We start from the raw sequence: 16,809 nt of genomic DNA on the forward strand, positions 1-16,809 counted from the left end.
GGTGTCTGCGATAAGACGCCCTCCATTTTTTTGCGATTATTATTTTTTTGAAAATTATTGACTTTATTCGCCGGCTATTGATAATATTTATTTAGTATAACGTTATTTTAACGTTATTAATGTTTTTTATAATAAAAAATGTAATCGCTCCCAAAATGCTTGCCAAACCAATTTTGAAGAAAACGAGGGGGATTAAGGATGAAAAAAGCAGTGAAACGCCTCGCTGTACCTGTGCTTGCAGGCATGTTAGCGCTTACAGGATGCGGAAAGGAGGAAGCGACCGGCGGCAAAGGAGATGGGAAGGAAGGCAAGACAGTAACGGTCGGTGTCACGCAAATTATTGAGCATCCGTCGCTGGATGCCGCTTTTAGCGGCTTTAAAAAGGCATTAGAGGACAATGGATTCAAAGAGGGGAAAAACGTCAAATACGACGTGCAAAATGCGCAAGGCGACCAAAGCAATAATCAGACGATCGCCAATAATTTTGTAGCGGAAGGTGTGGACCTCATTTTCGCCAATTCGACTCCTAGCGCGCAAAGCGCCTTAAATGCGACGAAAGACATACCGATTGTGTTTACATCTGTTACCGACCCGGTCGGCGCCGGCTTAGTCCCGTCCATGGATCAGGCGGGAGAAAACATTACCGGAACAACGGACAGCCATCCGGATGCGATTCGCAAAACCATTCAGTTTATTGACGAACAAATGGATGCCAAAACAGTCGGCTTGATTTATAACGCCGGGGAGCAAAACTCGGTGGCGCAAATTAAGAAAGTGAAAGAGGCAGCGAAAAATACCGATTTGAAATTTGTTGAAGCGTCCGTGTCGACGACGGCGGAAGTGAAACAGGCCGCGGAGTCGCTGGCCGGGAAAGCGGATGTGTTTTATATCGTGACCGACAACACGGTCGTATCGGCGATCGAATCGGTCGTCAACGTGGCAAACGAACACAAAATCCCTGTTTTGGCTGGCGAACTGGATTCGTTAAAGCGCGGATGCTTTGCAGCATATGGATTTGACTACTATGACATCGGCTATCAGGCGGGAAAAATGGCGGCAGCGATTTTAAAGGGCGAGAAAAAGCCGTCGGAACTAAAGCCGGAATATCCGGATAAACTGAAGCTCGTCATTAACAAAACAGCGGCGGAAAAGCAAGGAGTCAAGCTGAAACCAGAGTGGGATAAGATGGCGGAGTATATCGAATAAACGGAGAAAGGATGAAGACCGTTGTTCATGTCGATGATCGGTGCGGTGGAAGCGGGAATTATTTATGCGATTATGGCGCTAGGCGTGTATTTGTCTTTTCGTATTTTAGATTTTCCGGATTTAACTGTGGACGGCAGCTTCGTTACCGGAGCGGCCGTAGCGGCAACGCTCATTGTCAGCGGCGTCAATCCGTTTGCGGCGACAGCCCTGGCCCTTGTTGTCGGCTTTCTTGCTGGATGCATTACCGGGCTGCTCCATACGGCGGGAAAAATTAACGCGCTTTTGTCGGGAATTTTAATGATGATCGCCTTATATTCGATCAATCTCCGCATCATGGGACGCTCCAATGTTCCGCTTCTCAATCAAAAAACAATTTTTACGACCATTCAGGAATGGGGGATGAAGGCGGGGCTCGATCCTGCCGCGGCGAAAACGTGGGGGGTTTTCCTCTTGATGACGCTGCTTACGCTGCTATTCAAATGGTTTACGGATTGGTTTTTGCAGACGGAGATCGGGCTTGCGATCCGTGCTACCGGCGACAATCCGCGCATGATTCGCAGTTTGTCGGCCAATACGAATTTATTAATTATCATCGGCCTCGGCCTTTCCAACGCGATGGTCGCCTTTTCCGGGGCGCTGATCGCCCAATACGGTTCGTTTGCCGATGTCGGCATGGGAATTGGCATGATTATCATCGGGCTTGCTTCCGTCATTATCGGCGAGGCGGTGTTTGGCACCAAAACGATTGCCAGAACAACGCTTGCGGTAATCGGCGGCTCGATTATTTACCGCATTGTCGTCAGCCTGGCGCTGCAGGCGCAGTTTTTAGAAACCGGTGATGTCAAATTGATTACCGCCTGCATCGTGATCATCGCGCTCGTTGCGCCGCAAATCGTCCGCCAGCGCCAGGAGAAAAAGCGGAAAGAACAGCGGCGGCTGGAGCGAGCGCAGCTTGCCGCCGTTTCGGCAGGCGGAAAGGGGGAGAGCGATGTTACGGTTAAATCGGATTTATAAAGTGTTTAACGAAGGGACACCCGATGAAAAAATCGCCCTGCAGCATGTGAATTTGACGCTGAAAAAGGGAGATTTTGTCACGATTATCGGCAGCAACGGCGCCGGCAAGTCGACGCTTATGAACTTGATTTCCGGCGTGCTGTTTCCCGATGAAGGGACGATTTACATCGACGGCCAAGACGTCACGTCCATGCCGGAATACGTCCGCTCCCGCTATATCGGACGCGTCTTTCAAGACCCGATGGCCGGAACGGCGCCAAGCATGACGATTGAAGAAAATTTGGCGATGGCGTACGCCCGCAGTCAAAAGCGCACTCTAAGACGCGGGGTGACGAAAAAACGGCGCGATTATTTCCGAGAAATATTATCGACGCTTCACCTTGGGTTGGAAAATCGCCTGCAGGCGAAAGTCGGACTGCTTTCCGGCGGGGAGCGGCAGGCGCTGTCATTGCTCATGGCGACGTTTACCGAACCAGCGATTTTGCTTTTAGATGAGCATACCGCCGCGCTCGACCCGGCGCGGGCGGAGCTGATTACGAATTTAACGAAAGAAATTGTCAAGAAGCACGGCTTGACGACATTGATGGTCACCCATAATATGCAGCAGGCGATCGATTTAGGAAACCGTCTCATTATGATGGATAAAGGACAAATCATTCTTGAAGTCGACGAAAACGAAAAGAAAGGATTGACCGTCGAGAAGCTGCTGGCGGAATTCCAACGCATCCGCGGCACGCAGCTCGCAAGCGACCGCGCGGTATTAAGCTAAACATGGAAAGCAAGATAAGTGATCCGGAAGTTTATCTCTTTTTTAAAAAGTAAAACGAATTAAATATATAACGTTTTTTAAACGTATATATAGTTTATAGGAATAAAATGATTATCTCTTTCGATTTTCCGTGTTCGGCTTTTGGGCTTTGCCCGCCGTCATCAGGGAAAAAGTCCTTTTCCCCGCCGCTGGCAACAAAACGGTTTAGGGAGGAGAAATGATATGAGCACCGTCATTAAGCAAATGAGCCAGGTGGATATATTTGCGCAAATGCGTGAGCATGAGCAAGTAGTGTTTTGCAATGATGAGCAAACAGGATTAAAAGCGATTATTGCTATTCATAATACGACGCTCGGCCCGGCGCTTGGCGGATGCCGCATGTATCCGTACGCGACGGTCGAGGACGCTTTGTTCGACGTGCTTCGTTTATCGAAAGGAATGACGTATAAATGTTTGGCGGCCGATGTCGATTTTGGCGGGGGCAAAGCGGTCATTATCGGCGATCCCCGCAAAGACAAAACGCCGGAATTGTTTCGCGCCTTCGGCCAGTTTGTCGAATCGTTAAACGGCCGCTTCTATACGGGAACCGATATGGGAACGGCGCCGGACGATTTCGTTCACGCATTGAAAGAAACGAATTGCATCGTCGGCGTTCCCGAAGCATACGGCGGCAGCGGTGATTCCTCGGTGCCAACGGCCTTAGGCGTCATTTACGGCATTCAAGCAACGAACAAAGTCATTTGGGGCAGTGATGCTCTGTACGGAAAAACATACGCCATTCAAGGATTAGGCAAAGTAGGCAAGAAAGTCGCCTTGCAGCTGTTGGAAGAAGGAGCGGATTTATACGTTTGCGACATTAACGAAGCAGCGGTCGAAGAAGTGGTGGCGTATGGCAAAAAACTCGGCGCGAGCGTAAAAGCAGTAAAAGGGTCAGAAATTTACAGCACCGATGCCGATGTGTTTGTTCCATGCGCTTTTGGCAATGTCGTGAACGATGACACGATCCATCTATTCAAAGTAAAGGCGATCGTCGGCTCGGCGAACAACCAGCTTCTCGACGTGCGCCACGGGCAGCTTTTAAAGGAAAGAGGAATCGTATACGCACCCGATTATATTGTGAATGCCGGCGGGCTGATTCAAGTGGCTGACGAGCTTTACGGACCGAATAAAGAGAGAGTGCTCGAGAAAACGAAAACGATTTATTCGACGCTTCTTCATATTTACGCCCAGGCCGAAGCCGAGCAAATCACCACGGTCGAAGCGGCCAACCGTTTTTGCGAGGAACGGCTGCGGCAGCGAAGCCGCCGCAATAACTTTTTTACCCATCATAAGCGGCCGAAATGGGATATTCGCCGCTGACAACAAGGAGGGATTCGATGGAACGGCAATTCCCAATCAGGCAAATCATGGATGAACAAGGGCGGATCGTAGAGCACGAGTATCGGGAGCAAATAACGGAAGAACTCGTAATGGCGATGTACCGCCATCTCATCCGGACAAGAACGTTTGACCGCAAATGCGTCAGCCTGCAGCGGCAAGGGCGGATCGGCACGTACGTTCCGTTTGAAGGGCAGGAGGCGTGCCAAGTCGGCAGCGCCCTCGCTTTAGAGGACGAAGATTGGATGTTTCCGACGTATCGCGACCACGGGGCGATGATGACGTTCGGCCGCACATTGACACAGACGCTTTTGTATTGGAAAGGGCGGACGGAAGGATGCATCCCGCCGCAAGGGAAAAAAATCGTGCCGCCGTACGTTCCGATCGCCACACAGCTGCCGCAAGCTGCCGGAGCGGCATACGCGGAAAAACGGAAGGGAACAAAAAACGCGGTGATCGTTTATTTTGGAGACGGCGCGACATCGGAAGGCGATTTTCATGAGGGGTTGAATTTTGCAAGCGTTTTCAATGCTCCAGTCGTCTTTTTCAATCAAAACAATCAGTATGCGATTTCCGTGCCGATCACCCGGCAAATGAAATCAAAAACGATCGCGCAAAAAGCGCTCGCCTATGACATCCCTGGCATTCGCATCGACGGAAACGATATTTTCGCCGTCTATTTTCACACCAAACAAGCGTTAGAGCGGGCGCGAAACGGGGAAGGACCGACGCTGATTGAGGCGGTCACCTGGCGCTACGGCGCCCATACGACTTCCGATGATCCATCGAAGTACCGCGATCAAGAAGAAAGCAAACGGAGACGGGAAACGACCGATCCGATCATGCGGCTTGAGCGTTTTATGCAGCGGGAAGGCTTTTGGGATGAAAACTGGGCCAACGATGTACAAGAAAGGGTAAATGCGGAAGTGGAGCAGGCGGTGGCGGAAATGGATCGCTATCCAAGCGCCAATCCGGAAGATATGTTTGATTATGTGTTTGCCGAGCCGACGTGGACGATTGCCGAGCAAAAACAAGCGTATATGGAGTGGAAACGGGGGATGGAAGGATGACAACAGCGGTGAATACAAAAACGTTGACGCTCGTGCAGGCGGTAAACGACGCGTTGCGCACGATGTTAAAAGAACGCGACGACGTCATTTTGCTTGGCGAGGATATCGGGAAAAACGGCGGGGTGTTCCGCGCGACCGAAGGCTTGCAGGCGGAGTTTGGCGAGGACCGGGTCATCGATACGCCGCTTAGCGAAGCAGGGTTTACCGGAGCGGCGATCGGGATGGCGTTAAACGGCTTTCGTCCGGTCGTCGAGATTCAATTTTTAGGATTTATTTATCCGGCGTACGAACAAATTATGACCCATGCGGCGCGGATGCGGGCGCGGACGATGGGGCATTTCACCGTCCCGATGGTGATCCGTGCCCCGTACGGCGCGGGGGTGCGCGCTCCGGAAATCCATTCCGACAGCACGGAGGCATTGTTTACCCATATGCCCGGCATGAAAGTCATCTGCCCGGCCTCGCCATATGACGCGAAAGGACTGCTGATTGCCGCGATTGAAGATCCGGACCCGGTGCTGTTTTTGGAGCCGATGCGCAGCTACCGTGCGTTTCGCGAAGAAGTGCCGGAAGGAAAATATACGGTGGAAATCGGCAAAGCGAAAAAATTGCGCGAAGGCGATGACGTGACCGTGATCGCCTGGGGAGCGATGGTGCCGGTGGCGCTGAAAGCGGCGGAAAGCGCCGCGAAAAAAGGGATTCACGCCGATGTGATCGACTTGCGCACGCTCTATCCGCTCGATAAAGATATGATCGCCGCGTCGGTGCAAAAAACGGGACGAACGGTGATTGTCCAGGAAGCGCACGCCACTGGAGGACTTGCAAGCGATATTGTCGCGCTGATTAACGATACATCGTTTTTGTACCAAAAAGCGCCTGTGGCGCGCGTCACTGGATTCGATGTCCCGGTGCCGTTTTTTGCCTACGAAGACGATTATTTGCCGACGCCGGCGCGCGTCTTGCACGCGATTGAAAAAACAGTCAACTTCTAGCGGAAGGGGTAGAAACGATGGAAGTAAAGCTTCACGATATCGGCGAAGGGATGACGGAAGCGGTTGTATTAACGTATCTCGTGCAAAAAGGTGACTATGTCAAGGCCGATCAGCCGCTCGTCGAAGTCCAAACAGATAAAATGGTGGCGGAAATCCCCGCTCCGGCGGAAGGAATCGTGCAAGACATTCTTGTACGCGAAGGGGAAACGATTGCGGTCGGCACGACGATTTTGACGTTGCAGACAAGCGCAGTGGTTCAGCCCAATCCCGCTTCTTCCTCCAATGCAGCAGAATCTTTCCGTTTGCCAAGCGCCAACGAGGAAACAGGCGGTTCCGTCCTGACGAAGAATATCCGCCGCGTGCTTGCCACGCCGTATACGCGCAAGATCGCCCGCGAACATGGCGTCAATTTGGAACAAATTGCAGGCACTGGTCCAGGCGGGCGCATTACGGATGAAGATGTATACCGCTTTATTGAGGCAAAGCAAACAAAAAGCGCAAGCAGTGCAGCGGCTCTTGAAGCGGCGCCGAAAAAAGAAAATTCGTCCGCGTCCGCCACATCGGTCCTTCCGTTTTGCGGACGCCGCAAACAAATCGCGAAAAAAATGGCGCAGTCGCTATATACGATTCCGCATTGCACCCATTTTGAAGAAGTCGATGTCACAGAACTCATTCGTTTCCGCGAAGAGCTGAAGCAGCATGACATCCACATTTCGGCAACGGCGTTTTTCATTAAAGCGCTGTCACTGTCATTAAAGCAGTTTCCGATTTTTAACGCGCGCCTTGACGAAGAGCGGGAAGAAATTCACTTATACGCCGAGCATCATATCGGCATTGCCGTCGACACCGAAGACGGCTTAATCGTACCAGTGATAAGGCATGTAGAAAGAAAATCGCTGCGGGAAATTCACGAAGAGGCGAAACAGCTTACGAAACGGGCTCAGGAAAACAAGCTGTCCGTTTCTGAAATCACGGGAAGCACCTTTACCATCAGCAACGTCGGCCCGCTTGGCGGAAGCATCGGCGCGACGCCGATCATCAACTATCCGGAAGTGGCGCTGATGGCGTTTCATAAAACGAAAAAACGGCCAATGGTGATGGAAAACGACGAGATCGCCGTCCGTTCGATGATGAACATCTCGATGTCGTTTGACCACCGTGTGGCTGACGGAGCGACAGCGGTCGCGTTTACGAACTATTTTGTGAGACTCATTGAAAATCCGAAACGAATGCTTATGGAGTTGGTGTAAATGGTCGTTGGAGAACTGGCACAGGAACGGGATGTCGTCATTATCGGCGGCGGGCCGGGCGGATATAGCGCGGCGATCCGCGCCGCCCAGCTCGGTTTGTCGGTCACATTGATAGAAGAAGGGGAACTTGGCGGCGTCTGTTTAAACAAAGGATGCATTCCGTCGAAAGTATTTGCCCATGCGGCGCAAAAGATGGCAGACATCCCGCATCTAAAAGACATCGGAATAGATTTAGAGAACACTGGCTTCCAGCTTGGCAAGCTGCAAAACTATAAAGCGAAAATCATCACTCAGCTCCGCCAGGGCGTCGAAGCGCTTTGCAAGGCCAACCGCATCGAGATCCTCCGCGGCCATGCCTCGTTTTTGGCGGAAGACCGCATCGGTGTTGAAGCGGGCGATGCTTTTGAAGTCTACCGTTTCCGGCATGCGATCATCGCTGTCGGCGCGTCGCACGTTTCGCCGCCGACCGTTTCCGTTGACCATGAACGGATATTAAACGTCGATTCCATCTATAGTTTAGAAACATTGCCCGGCCATTTGCTTGTATATGGGAACGACTATATCGCGCTCGAAGCAGCAATGAGCTTCCACGCGTTTGGTTCGCAAGTGTCAGTCATCAGCGATGACGGTACGTTTGGCTTGGACGACACCATTGCGAAAGAACTACAGCGCATATGGAAAAAACGAAAAATCAAACTGTATACACGATGCCAGATCGAACGGGCCGAATCCTCCCTCGACTGCGTTGCGGTCACGATCCGGACAGCAGAAGGAGAAACGGCCACCCTTGAAGGCTCCCATTTATTTGTTTCGTGCGAGAAAAAAGCAAATACCAATGGATTAGGCATTGAGCGGCTTGGCATGAAAACGGATGAAAACGGGTTTATCCAGGTCAACCGTCAGGCGCAAACATCCCTTTCCCATATTTATGCCATTGGCGATGTCACGGGCGCGCCATTTTTGGCCGTCAAAGCGATCAAGCAGGGAAAAGCGGCGGCGGAAGCGATCGCCGGGCAATTGGTGGAAGTCGATCTCGCCTTTCTTCCGACCGTCGTCCATTCGATTCCGCCAATCGCCAGCGCCGGCCTGACGGAAACAGAAGCGCGCCGTCAGTACGAGGCGGTCCGCATCGGCGAATTTCCGCTCGCCGGAAACGGATATGCAAGCATCCTTGGGCAAAAGGACGGGGTGATCAAAGTGATCAGCGACGCCGCCACCGATGTCCTTCTCGGCGTGCATATGATCGGCGCCGGGGCGGTAGAGCTGATTTCCAACGGAGTGCTCGGCTTGGAAATGGCCGCCCGCGAAGAAGACTTCCGCTTCCCGCTCTACCCGCACCCAAGCGGAAACGAAGCGCTGCTCGAGGCGATCGAAGCGCTCCGCGTGCAAGCGATCCACCTCGCGCCGGCAAAGCAAGGAAAAAAGGAAGGTCACGTAAAAGGCGTTACTATCTAGCAGTGGCACAAAAGGATGTCTCGAAAAAGGTTTCGGGGCATCTTTTTTATTGGATTGGAAGGCACAACGTTCGGGGATTCGGATTTTGGGATGGTTGAGGGATTTTACATATTTTAGAGATTGGCTATTTTGCTTTTAGCTTATCTACGACTTTGAATTTTGCAGTTTTCCCTCCCTTTTTAGGATTTGAAGATACTTTTTTAAAATTTCATTCTCCGTGTCTAGCTCTCGTATGATTGCATTCTTGTCCATTTAAGGATGATTCCTAAGCCTACTTCCCCGTACACTTCATATGATCCATCCATTTGTAAATATAGTCGGTATCGGTAATACCGAAGTGATATGCAATGGCTTTTACACTTTCTCCTGACAAGGCTCTTTTTACCACTTCGAGCTTTAATTCCGTATAGGTTCTTCTTTTCGTAGACATGGTGATCGGCTTCTTTCTACTTCCTGTATGGGCATCTTCGATTTATACATGTCTACTTTCGATGGCTCACTCCACCTATCACCACTCCAAATTATCGATGGTAAAGATAATTAATTACATAATTATTGGCAGTGCTTTTAGCATTTTGGTTCTGGTGCAAAAAACCATGTTAGATAAACTGACATAAAGATTGTTTCCATTTTTTAAATATACTTTAATAACCCGTGGTGCTAGATAAAATCAGACAAGCATAAAAATAGCCCTTGCATGAGGATCTCCTTAAAATGAAAGTGCGACCAAACATTTAAAAGGAGAATTCACATGCAAGAGCACTTTCATTTTACAACAGATCGAGCCAAACTTCAAAAACAATATGAAGCGATTTTGTTCTTTGTATCGGCTCAACTATCGAGTATCCAGATTCCTCTTCAACGTCGAAATCGTCATTTGTTGAAACAGAAAGACGAAGTCATCATCGCCATCCATGTCCTTGGAAAGTTGTTGGGCTTCACTTCCGAACGGGCTTGGCACCGGTTTGTGATTGGGAATTTGTTTCCCAAGGCCTTGTTCCCTGAGCGTTCTCGGTACAACCGTCGCTGCCGGGCGCTTGGCTTTGCGATCAAGTGGATGCGGCACCAGCTGGCCAAGCGCGGGCAGCACCATGCGTATGCGGTTGTGGACAGCTTGCCGATCGAGTTGTGTCATTCATCCCGAATGTATCGCGTCAAACGGTTTCGTGGAATCGCCGATATTGGCTATTGTGCTTCCAAAAGGATTGCTTTCTATGGGTTAAAACTTCATCTGCAGGTCACCGATCAAGGGCTTCCGATGGGATATGTCGTCACCGAAGCGTCTTGTCATGACCGGGTGGCCGCTGAAACCGTCATGACACAAATTCCACATTCGTATAACCTAGGTGACAAAGGGTACATCAGCCAAAAACTGCAAAAGAAGCTGTACGAAGAGCATCGAGTTGCTTTTTGGACGCCTGTTCGAAAAAATCAGCGAATTCGCCAATCAGACGCATGGAAACAGTGGATGAAACGAAAACGCAAAGTGATTGAAACCGTGTTTTCGATTTTAGTCGATTCATATCGGATCACCGAGATTCGAGCGAACTCAATTTCTGGATTTGAAACGGCACTGGATGGTATTTTACTGGCTTACTCGCTTGTTGTTCTTAGGCTAGTTGAGCGTTAAGACTCAACTAGCACCACGGGTACTTTAATAGTCTATGTAAATTTCTTTAAAAATAACGTGACTTCCGAGAATAAGTACTCTTTTAAGTGTATTGCAAATAACAAACAAACATCCAAATTACTTTTAATTTAGGAGGGAAACGAATGGCTGTTAAAAAACCAACGATTGAACAATTAAAAAGAATTGCAGAGGAGTTTAATCTTACTCTCACGACTGATGAACTATCTTTATATCAAGAATTAATGGAAGGTCCGCTTGAATCCTACAATCGTTTAAATCAGCTTGTAGAACCTAGTCTCCTAGTAAAATATCCACGCACTCCAGGGTATCGTCCCAGCGCTGAAGAAAACCCATATAATGCATGGTATTGGAAAACTAGCATAAAAGGAAATAGTACTGGAAAATTAGCGGGAAAAACAATTGTTCTAAAAGATAATATAAGTCTAGCAGGTGTTCCTATGATGAATGGTTCAGCTATTCTAGAAGGTTTTGTACCTGACGAAGACGCTACCATTGTAACTAGGATACTTGATGCTGGTGGAGAAATTGTAGGCAAAGCGGTTTGCGAAGATTTGTGCCTATCTGGAGGCAGTCATACTTCTGCAACAGGACCCGTCTTAAATCCACACGACACTACTAGATCATCAGGTGGTTCTTCTAGTGGATGTGCAGCATTGGTCGCTGCGGGTGAAGTTGACATGGCAATAGGCGGTGACCAAGGTGGCTCTATTCGGATTCCTAGCTCTTGGTGTGGTGTGTATGGTCTAAAACCTTCATACGGACTTGTTCCTTATACAGGAATTTTTCCAATTGAACAAACATTAGATCACACTGGCCCTATTGCTAGAACGGTTGAGGATGTCGCCTTATTACTTGAAGTGATAGCTGGTGCAGATGGATTAGATCCGAGACAATCAGGTTTAGAGGTGAAACCATACACAGAATCGCTTGTCGGTAATGCTCAGGGACTTAAAGTTGGAATCGTTAAGGAAGGCTTTGGATGGGAGAGACTTTCCGAGGAGGACGTAGACAAATTAGTCAAAGAAGCTGCACAGTCTTTAGAAGATACTGGAGCAGTAATAGAGGAAGTATCTATTCCAATGCACCGTGATGGCATTCACATATGGAACGCAATTGCTACAGAGGGTCTTACTTCCTTAATGGTTAGAGACAATGGCATGGGAACCAACTGGAAGGGTCACTATAGCACTAGACTTCTAGATGCCTATGGCAAAGCACGCAAAATAAGAGCTAATGATTATTCAGAAACAGTTAAAATGACAATATTACTTGGACAATACATGCGAGATCAATATAATGGAAAATATTATGCTATCGCACAAAATTTGGCTCGAAAATTAAAACAAGCTTATGATGATGCCCTCAAAAAATATGACGTGCTAATTATGCCTACTACACCAATGAAGGCAACAAAGATCCCTTCTTTAGATGCTTCAAGGGAAGAAATTATTTCCAGATCTTTAGAGATGATTCACAATACTTCACCATTCAATATTACGGGACACCCAGCAATGAACGTCCCTTGTGGAAAATCTGAGGGTCTGCCTGTCGGGATGATGATTGTGGGAAGGATTGGCGAAGATGACACTGTCTTGCGTGTTGCCCATGCCTTTCAGTCTATACATGAACGTGTTGCCACAATATAAAGTTAACTTGTGGTGCTAGATAAAAGATCACAGGATATAAAAAAGCCCTTGCATGGAAAACTCCTTTAAAATGAAAGTGCCACCTAACATTTGAAAGGAGAAGTTCCATGCAAGAGCACTTTCATTTTACAACAGACAAAGCCAAAATTTAAAGACAATACGCCGTCATTTTATCCATTGTAACCACACATCTGTCTTATATCCAAGCACAGTTGAAACGACGCAATCAGCACTTGTTGAAGCAAACAGATGATGTCATCATCGCGATCCCTGTGCTTGAAAAACTGTTAGGATTTACATCGGAGCGAGCATGGCATCGTTTTGTTATTGGAAACTTATTTACAGAAGAGTCATTCCCGGAACGTTCGCGATACAACCGTCGCTACCGTTCGTTGCGTTGGACAATCAAATGGATTCGACATCAACTTGCCAACGTGGACAACATCACGCTTATGCGGTAGTGGATAGCTTACCAATCGAGCTCTGCCACCACGCACGAATATATCGCGTCAAACGGTTTCAAGGTATAGCTGATATCGGATACTGTGAAAAAGATGTACTACTACGGGTTTAAGTTGCACATCCAGATCACCGATCAGTCGCTTCCGATGGAATATGTAGTAACGAAGGCTTCTTGTCATGATCGAAGGGCAGTTGAAGATGTGATGGCTCAACTGCCCCATCCGTACATACTCGGGGATAAAGGATATGTCAGTCAAGCCCTACAAGAGAAACTGTATCGTGATATGGGATTGCGTTCTGGACACCATCTCGCAAAAATCAACGCACGGTTTCATCGAAAAAGTGGGCACAGTGGATGCGTCGAAAACGTAAAATCGTGGAAACCACTTTTTCTGTTCTTGTCGATCCATTTCGTCTCACTGCCACCCGTGCTAATAACGTCATGGGTTTGAAACGGCACTAGATGGCATTTTATTGGCTTACACGCTTGTTGTCCTTGAGCTAGTTGAACAATAGAGTTCAACTAGCACGGTACATTAATTACGGGGAGTTGTAGAAACTTGTTGCCTGAGGTATCTGCGTTGGCTTCTTTCTTAAGAAAAAAGATATATATAATGCCGAAGATGGATGGTATAAAAGTGACTATAATCATCAGAAATTTCGAACAATCAGCTGTTATCTTGCTGACAGCATATAGTCAACGTGAGCTTGTGAATGATGCGAAAGAAGCAGGAGTAACAGGTTATTTAGTAAAACCTGTTTCGGAAGAGGATTTAATTCCAGCCATTGAAATTGCTAAAAGCCAACAGGAGCAATTTCAATTGTTAGAAAGAGACATTCAGCTATTAAAAAAGTCAATAGAAGAACGAAAAATCATTGAAAAGGCAAAAGGAAAACTAATGAAAAGATTTTCTTGTACAGAAGAAAAAGCCTATGAGTGGATGAGAAAAAAGAGTATGGAACACCGTATTTCTATGTTTAAATTGGCTGAAAAAATTCTTGAAAAATACGAGAAATCGGTTGCAAATAACTGAAACGCAGGATTTTTAGGATGTGAGTAGAGTGGACGGTCAATCGATTATTAGCGTGGGAATTGATATCGGAACAAGTACGACAAAATTTATTGTCAGTCATTTAAAATATGCAAAAGTATCCAGTCATTTTTCATTGCCTCGCTACGAAATTGTGGAGAGAAAAATTGTGTATGAAAGCCCTATGTACTCAACGCCGTTAAAAGAGAAACGGGATGAAATTGATTTGAAAACTCTCGCGGGATGGCTTGAAGAGCAATATAAAAAGGCAGGAGTGAATGTATCAGAAGTAAAATCTGGCGCTGTGATCATAACCGGCGAAACGGCGACGAAAAAAAACGCGGAGAGCATCCTGCATTATTTAGCTGAAAAATCGGGTGATTTTGTAGTTGCCATTGCTGGTGCTAGTTTGGAAGCGTTGCTTGCCGGCAAAGGATCTGGCGCTTTTTTGCGCTCTAAAGAAGTGAAAGGAACGGTTGCTAACATTGATATTGGTGGGGGAACGGCGAATGTTGCACTTTTTCGGAGGGGGAAAGTATTAGGTACCATTACCTATCATGTTGGTGGAAGATTAATCGAATTAGATCAGAATGGTGAAATTACGTTTATATCCTCATCTATTCAACCATGGTTGCATTCAAAAAATTATCAACTGCAGGTAAAGAAAAAAATTGGTTTTAAAGAAATACAGCAGATTGTCCAAGAAATGTGCAAAGATATGCTGAATTCGTTAACCGGTCAGAAACCGATTCGGTTGGATGATTCGCTAATTCACAGCACGAGTTTTCAAGTGATTCCTCCTATCGATGAGGTGATGATTTCCGGGGGAATTGGTCAGTTGCTTGAGAAAGAAGCCCCTAAAACGATCTATGATACGGCTGTTTATGGAGATATCGGTCCGCTTCTTGCACACGAAGTAGTAAAGGCGATTGAAAATTGTTCATTAAAAATAATTAAAGCAACGCAAACATCTCGAGCAACCGTAATCGGGGCTGGGATGCAAAGCACAGAAATTAGTGGGGCTACTATACATGTTACCGCGTCACGTCTACCAATCCGCAATTTACCAATCATGGTGATTGAGCTAAACGATGAACAAATAAAGAGCGGAGATTATGTGTATGAGCAAATCGAACAGGCGATGATCGAGTGGAAGCAATACTTTCAAGGAGAACAAGAAATTCCTTTTGCCATTCATATTCGGGGAATTTCTTATTGTTCCTATGCAGCATTAAAAGAAGTAGCAAAGGTATTATTTTCACTTTATGAAAAATACTTTCCGAGGAATCCTGTTTTGGTAGTCATCTGTGAAAACGATATTGCGAAAGCACTCGGACAATTGCTAGTGCTTCAATCTAAAAATAAAGTAGATATTATTTCGATTGATCAAGTTGTAGTCGAACAAGGTGACTACATTGATATAGGTGAAACCATCAATCAAAGTATGGTTCCTGTAGTCATCAAAACATTAGCTTTTATGAAAAATTAGGAGGTGATTCCATTTGAAAACAACGATCACATTAATGGGAAAAACCTATCAATTTAAAAGCTTGAAAGAAATTATGGCAAAAGCGAATGAAGAAAAGTCAGGTGACCAGCTAGCAGGGATTCATGCGCAAGATGCACAAGAACGTATTGCAGCAAGACATGTTTTATCAGAGTTAACTCTTGCTGATATTCGAAATAACCCTCTTTTGCCGCCAGAAGAAGATGAGGTGTCACGTGTCATCGAGGAAGGGGTTAACGAAAAAATTTACGCATCAATTCGAAACTGGACGGTCGCAGAACTTCGCGAATACCTTTTATCACCGAATGTAACGAACAATGAAATCGCTCATATCCGCCGAGGATTAACAAGCGAGATGATCGCCGCAGTAACGAAGATTATGACAAATTTAGATTTGATCCAAGCAGCATCAAAAATCACAGTAGAAACACGTTGTAACACAACTATTGGTCAAAAGGGACGATTAGCAGGGAGAGCACAGCCTAATCACCCTAATGATAATCTGCAAGGAATCAAGGCAGCAATTTTTGAAGCATTAAGTTACGGTGTTGGGGATGCGGTTATTGGAATTAATCCGGTTATTGATACGGCAGACAGTGTGAAGGCGATTTTAAATATGACAAAGGAGTTAATTGAGAAGTGGAATATTCCGACGCAAAATTGTGTTTTAGCACATGTAACAACGCAAATGAGGGCGATTAAGCAGGGAGGGGCAGCAGATTTATTATTCCAAAGTTTGGCAGGTACTGAACTAGGAAACAAAGCATTTGGCATTAGTGTCGAATTGCTAGACGAAGCAAATGAACTGATTTTAAAAGAAGGAACAGCCGCTGGTCCGAATGTATGGTATTTCGAAACAGGACAGGGATCAGAATTGTCAGCAGATGCTCATCATGGTATTGACCAATTAACGTTAGAAGCTAGATGCTATGGGCTGGCTAAGCGATATAAGCCGTTTATAGTGAATACAGTAGTGGGCTTTATTGGACCCGAGTATTTATATAACAGTAAACAAGTGATTCGTGCGGGACTTGAGGATCATTTTATGGGAAAACTTCATGGTTTGCCGATGGGAGTAGATGTTTGTTACACCAATCATATGAAAGCGGACCAAAATGATATGGAAAACTTAGCAGTCCTGCTGGCTGCAGCGGGTGTCAACTTCTTAATCGGTGTGGCTATGGCAGATGATTGTATGCTAAATTATCAATCTCTTAGCTTCCATGACATTGCCACACTAAGAGAATTACTTCACATGCGACCGGCTCCGGAGTTTGAGCGCTGGCTAGAAAAGATGGGAATTATGGAGAACGGAAGGTTAACATCGATAGCTGGTGATCCTACTTTATTTTTATAAATCTGTAGAGGTGGTATGTGAA

The 16,809-nt window shown here is 46.9% G+C and carries 14 protein-coding genes and 1 pseudogene; 14 read left to right on the top strand and 1 reads right to left on the bottom strand.

Features of this window, described 5'->3' with window-relative positions; all coding sequences use genetic code 11:
* Positions 1–198: 198 nt before the first annotated feature.
* From BV455_RS16670 to lpdA, 8 genes are all read left to right on the top strand, one after another.
* Entirely contained in the window at positions 199–1,206 is a 1,008-nt protein-coding gene (locus tag BV455_RS16670; protein ID WP_061579423.1) for an ABC transporter substrate-binding protein, read from the top strand.
* A 27-nt stretch (positions 1,207–1,233) separates the two neighbouring features.
* Positions 1,234–2,220, top strand: coding sequence for an ABC transporter permease (locus BV455_RS16675; RefSeq protein ID WP_409993901.1), 987 nt, complete (start codon positions 1,234–1,236; stop codon positions 2,218–2,220).
* Positions 2,195–2,989, top strand: a complete 795-nt coding sequence (locus tag BV455_RS16680) for an ABC transporter ATP-binding protein (protein WP_017435983.1) — start codon at positions 2,195–2,197, stop codon at positions 2,987–2,989. Before BV455_RS16675 ends, BV455_RS16680 begins: the two co-directional genes overlap by 26 nt.
* 222 nt (positions 2,990–3,211) lie before the next feature.
* On the top strand, positions 3,212–4,348 hold the full coding sequence (locus BV455_RS16685) for a Leu/Phe/Val dehydrogenase (protein ID WP_042409867.1): 1,137 nt from the start codon (positions 3,212–3,214) through the stop codon (positions 4,346–4,348).
* A gap of 17 nt (positions 4,349–4,365) precedes the next feature.
* Positions 4,366–5,436: a pyruvate dehydrogenase (acetyl-transferring) E1 component subunit alpha gene (gene pdhA, locus BV455_RS16690; RefSeq protein ID WP_218687431.1), complete on the top strand. Its 1,071-nt coding sequence runs from the start codon at positions 4,366–4,368 to the stop codon at positions 5,434–5,436.
* Entirely contained in the window at positions 5,433–6,428 is a 996-nt protein-coding gene (locus BV455_RS16695; protein WP_042409862.1) for an alpha-ketoacid dehydrogenase subunit beta, read from the top strand. The genes pdhA and BV455_RS16695 overlap by 4 nt, the downstream gene beginning before the upstream one ends.
* A 17-nt stretch (positions 6,429–6,445) precedes the next feature.
* Positions 6,446–7,678, top strand: a complete 1,233-nt coding sequence (locus BV455_RS16700) for a dihydrolipoamide acetyltransferase family protein (RefSeq protein WP_042409859.1) — start codon at positions 6,446–6,448, stop codon at positions 7,676–7,678.
* Positions 7,679–9,133: a dihydrolipoyl dehydrogenase gene (gene lpdA, locus BV455_RS16705; protein WP_218687432.1), complete on the top strand. Its 1,455-nt coding sequence runs from the start codon at positions 7,679–7,681 to the stop codon at positions 9,131–9,133. It begins immediately after the preceding gene.
* A gap of 271 nt (positions 9,134–9,404) precedes the next feature.
* On the opposite strand, the gene BV455_RS16710 is transcribed toward lpdA, so the two are convergent.
* On the bottom strand, positions 9,405–9,563 hold the full coding sequence (locus BV455_RS16710) for a helix-turn-helix domain-containing protein (RefSeq protein WP_082791615.1): 159 nt from the start codon (positions 9,561–9,563) through the stop codon (positions 9,405–9,407).
* Positions 9,564–9,884: 321 nt separating this feature from the next.
* Here BV455_RS16710 and BV455_RS16715 point away from each other — a divergent pair, with 321 nt between their 5' ends.
* The 6 genes and pseudogenes from BV455_RS16715 to BV455_RS16740 all read left to right on the top strand — a co-directional run bounded on the left by BV455_RS16715 (position 9,885) and on the right by BV455_RS16740 (position 16,787).
* On the top strand, positions 9,885–10,763 hold the full coding sequence (locus BV455_RS16715; protein WP_183363814.1) for an IS982 family transposase: 879 nt from the start codon (positions 9,885–9,887) through the stop codon (positions 10,761–10,763).
* Between the two features lie 143 nt (positions 10,764–10,906).
* Positions 10,907–12,430, top strand: a complete 1,524-nt coding sequence (locus tag BV455_RS16720) for an amidase (RefSeq protein WP_061579417.1) — start codon at positions 10,907–10,909, stop codon at positions 12,428–12,430.
* A 167-nt stretch (positions 12,431–12,597) separates the two neighbouring features.
* A pseudogene (locus BV455_RS16725) lies at positions 12,598–13,408 on the top strand (IS982 family transposase).
* Positions 13,409–13,455: 47 nt separating this feature from the next.
* Positions 13,456–13,926 carry an ANTAR domain-containing response regulator gene (locus BV455_RS16730; RefSeq protein ID WP_245005290.1) on the top strand — a complete coding sequence of 157 codons (471 nt, stop codon included), beginning with the start codon at positions 13,456–13,458 and terminating at the stop codon, positions 13,924–13,926.
* Positions 13,927–13,954: 28 nt separating this feature from the next.
* Entirely contained in the window at positions 13,955–15,412 is a 1,458-nt protein-coding gene (locus tag BV455_RS16735; protein WP_017435937.1) for an ethanolamine ammonia-lyase reactivating factor EutA, read from the top strand.
* Positions 15,413–15,425: 13 nt separating this feature from the next.
* Positions 15,426–16,787 (top strand): ethanolamine ammonia-lyase subunit EutB, encoded by a 1,362-nt coding sequence (locus BV455_RS16740; RefSeq protein WP_042411164.1) that lies wholly within the window; start codon positions 15,426–15,428, stop codon positions 16,785–16,787.
* The last annotated feature ends 22 nt before the right edge of the window (positions 16,788–16,809 follow it).

The sequence above is a fragment of the Parageobacillus caldoxylosilyticus genome (genome assembly GCF_019272935.1).
Taxonomy (GTDB): Bacteria; Bacillota; Bacilli; order Bacillales; family Anoxybacillaceae; genus Saccharococcus; species Saccharococcus caldoxylosilyticus.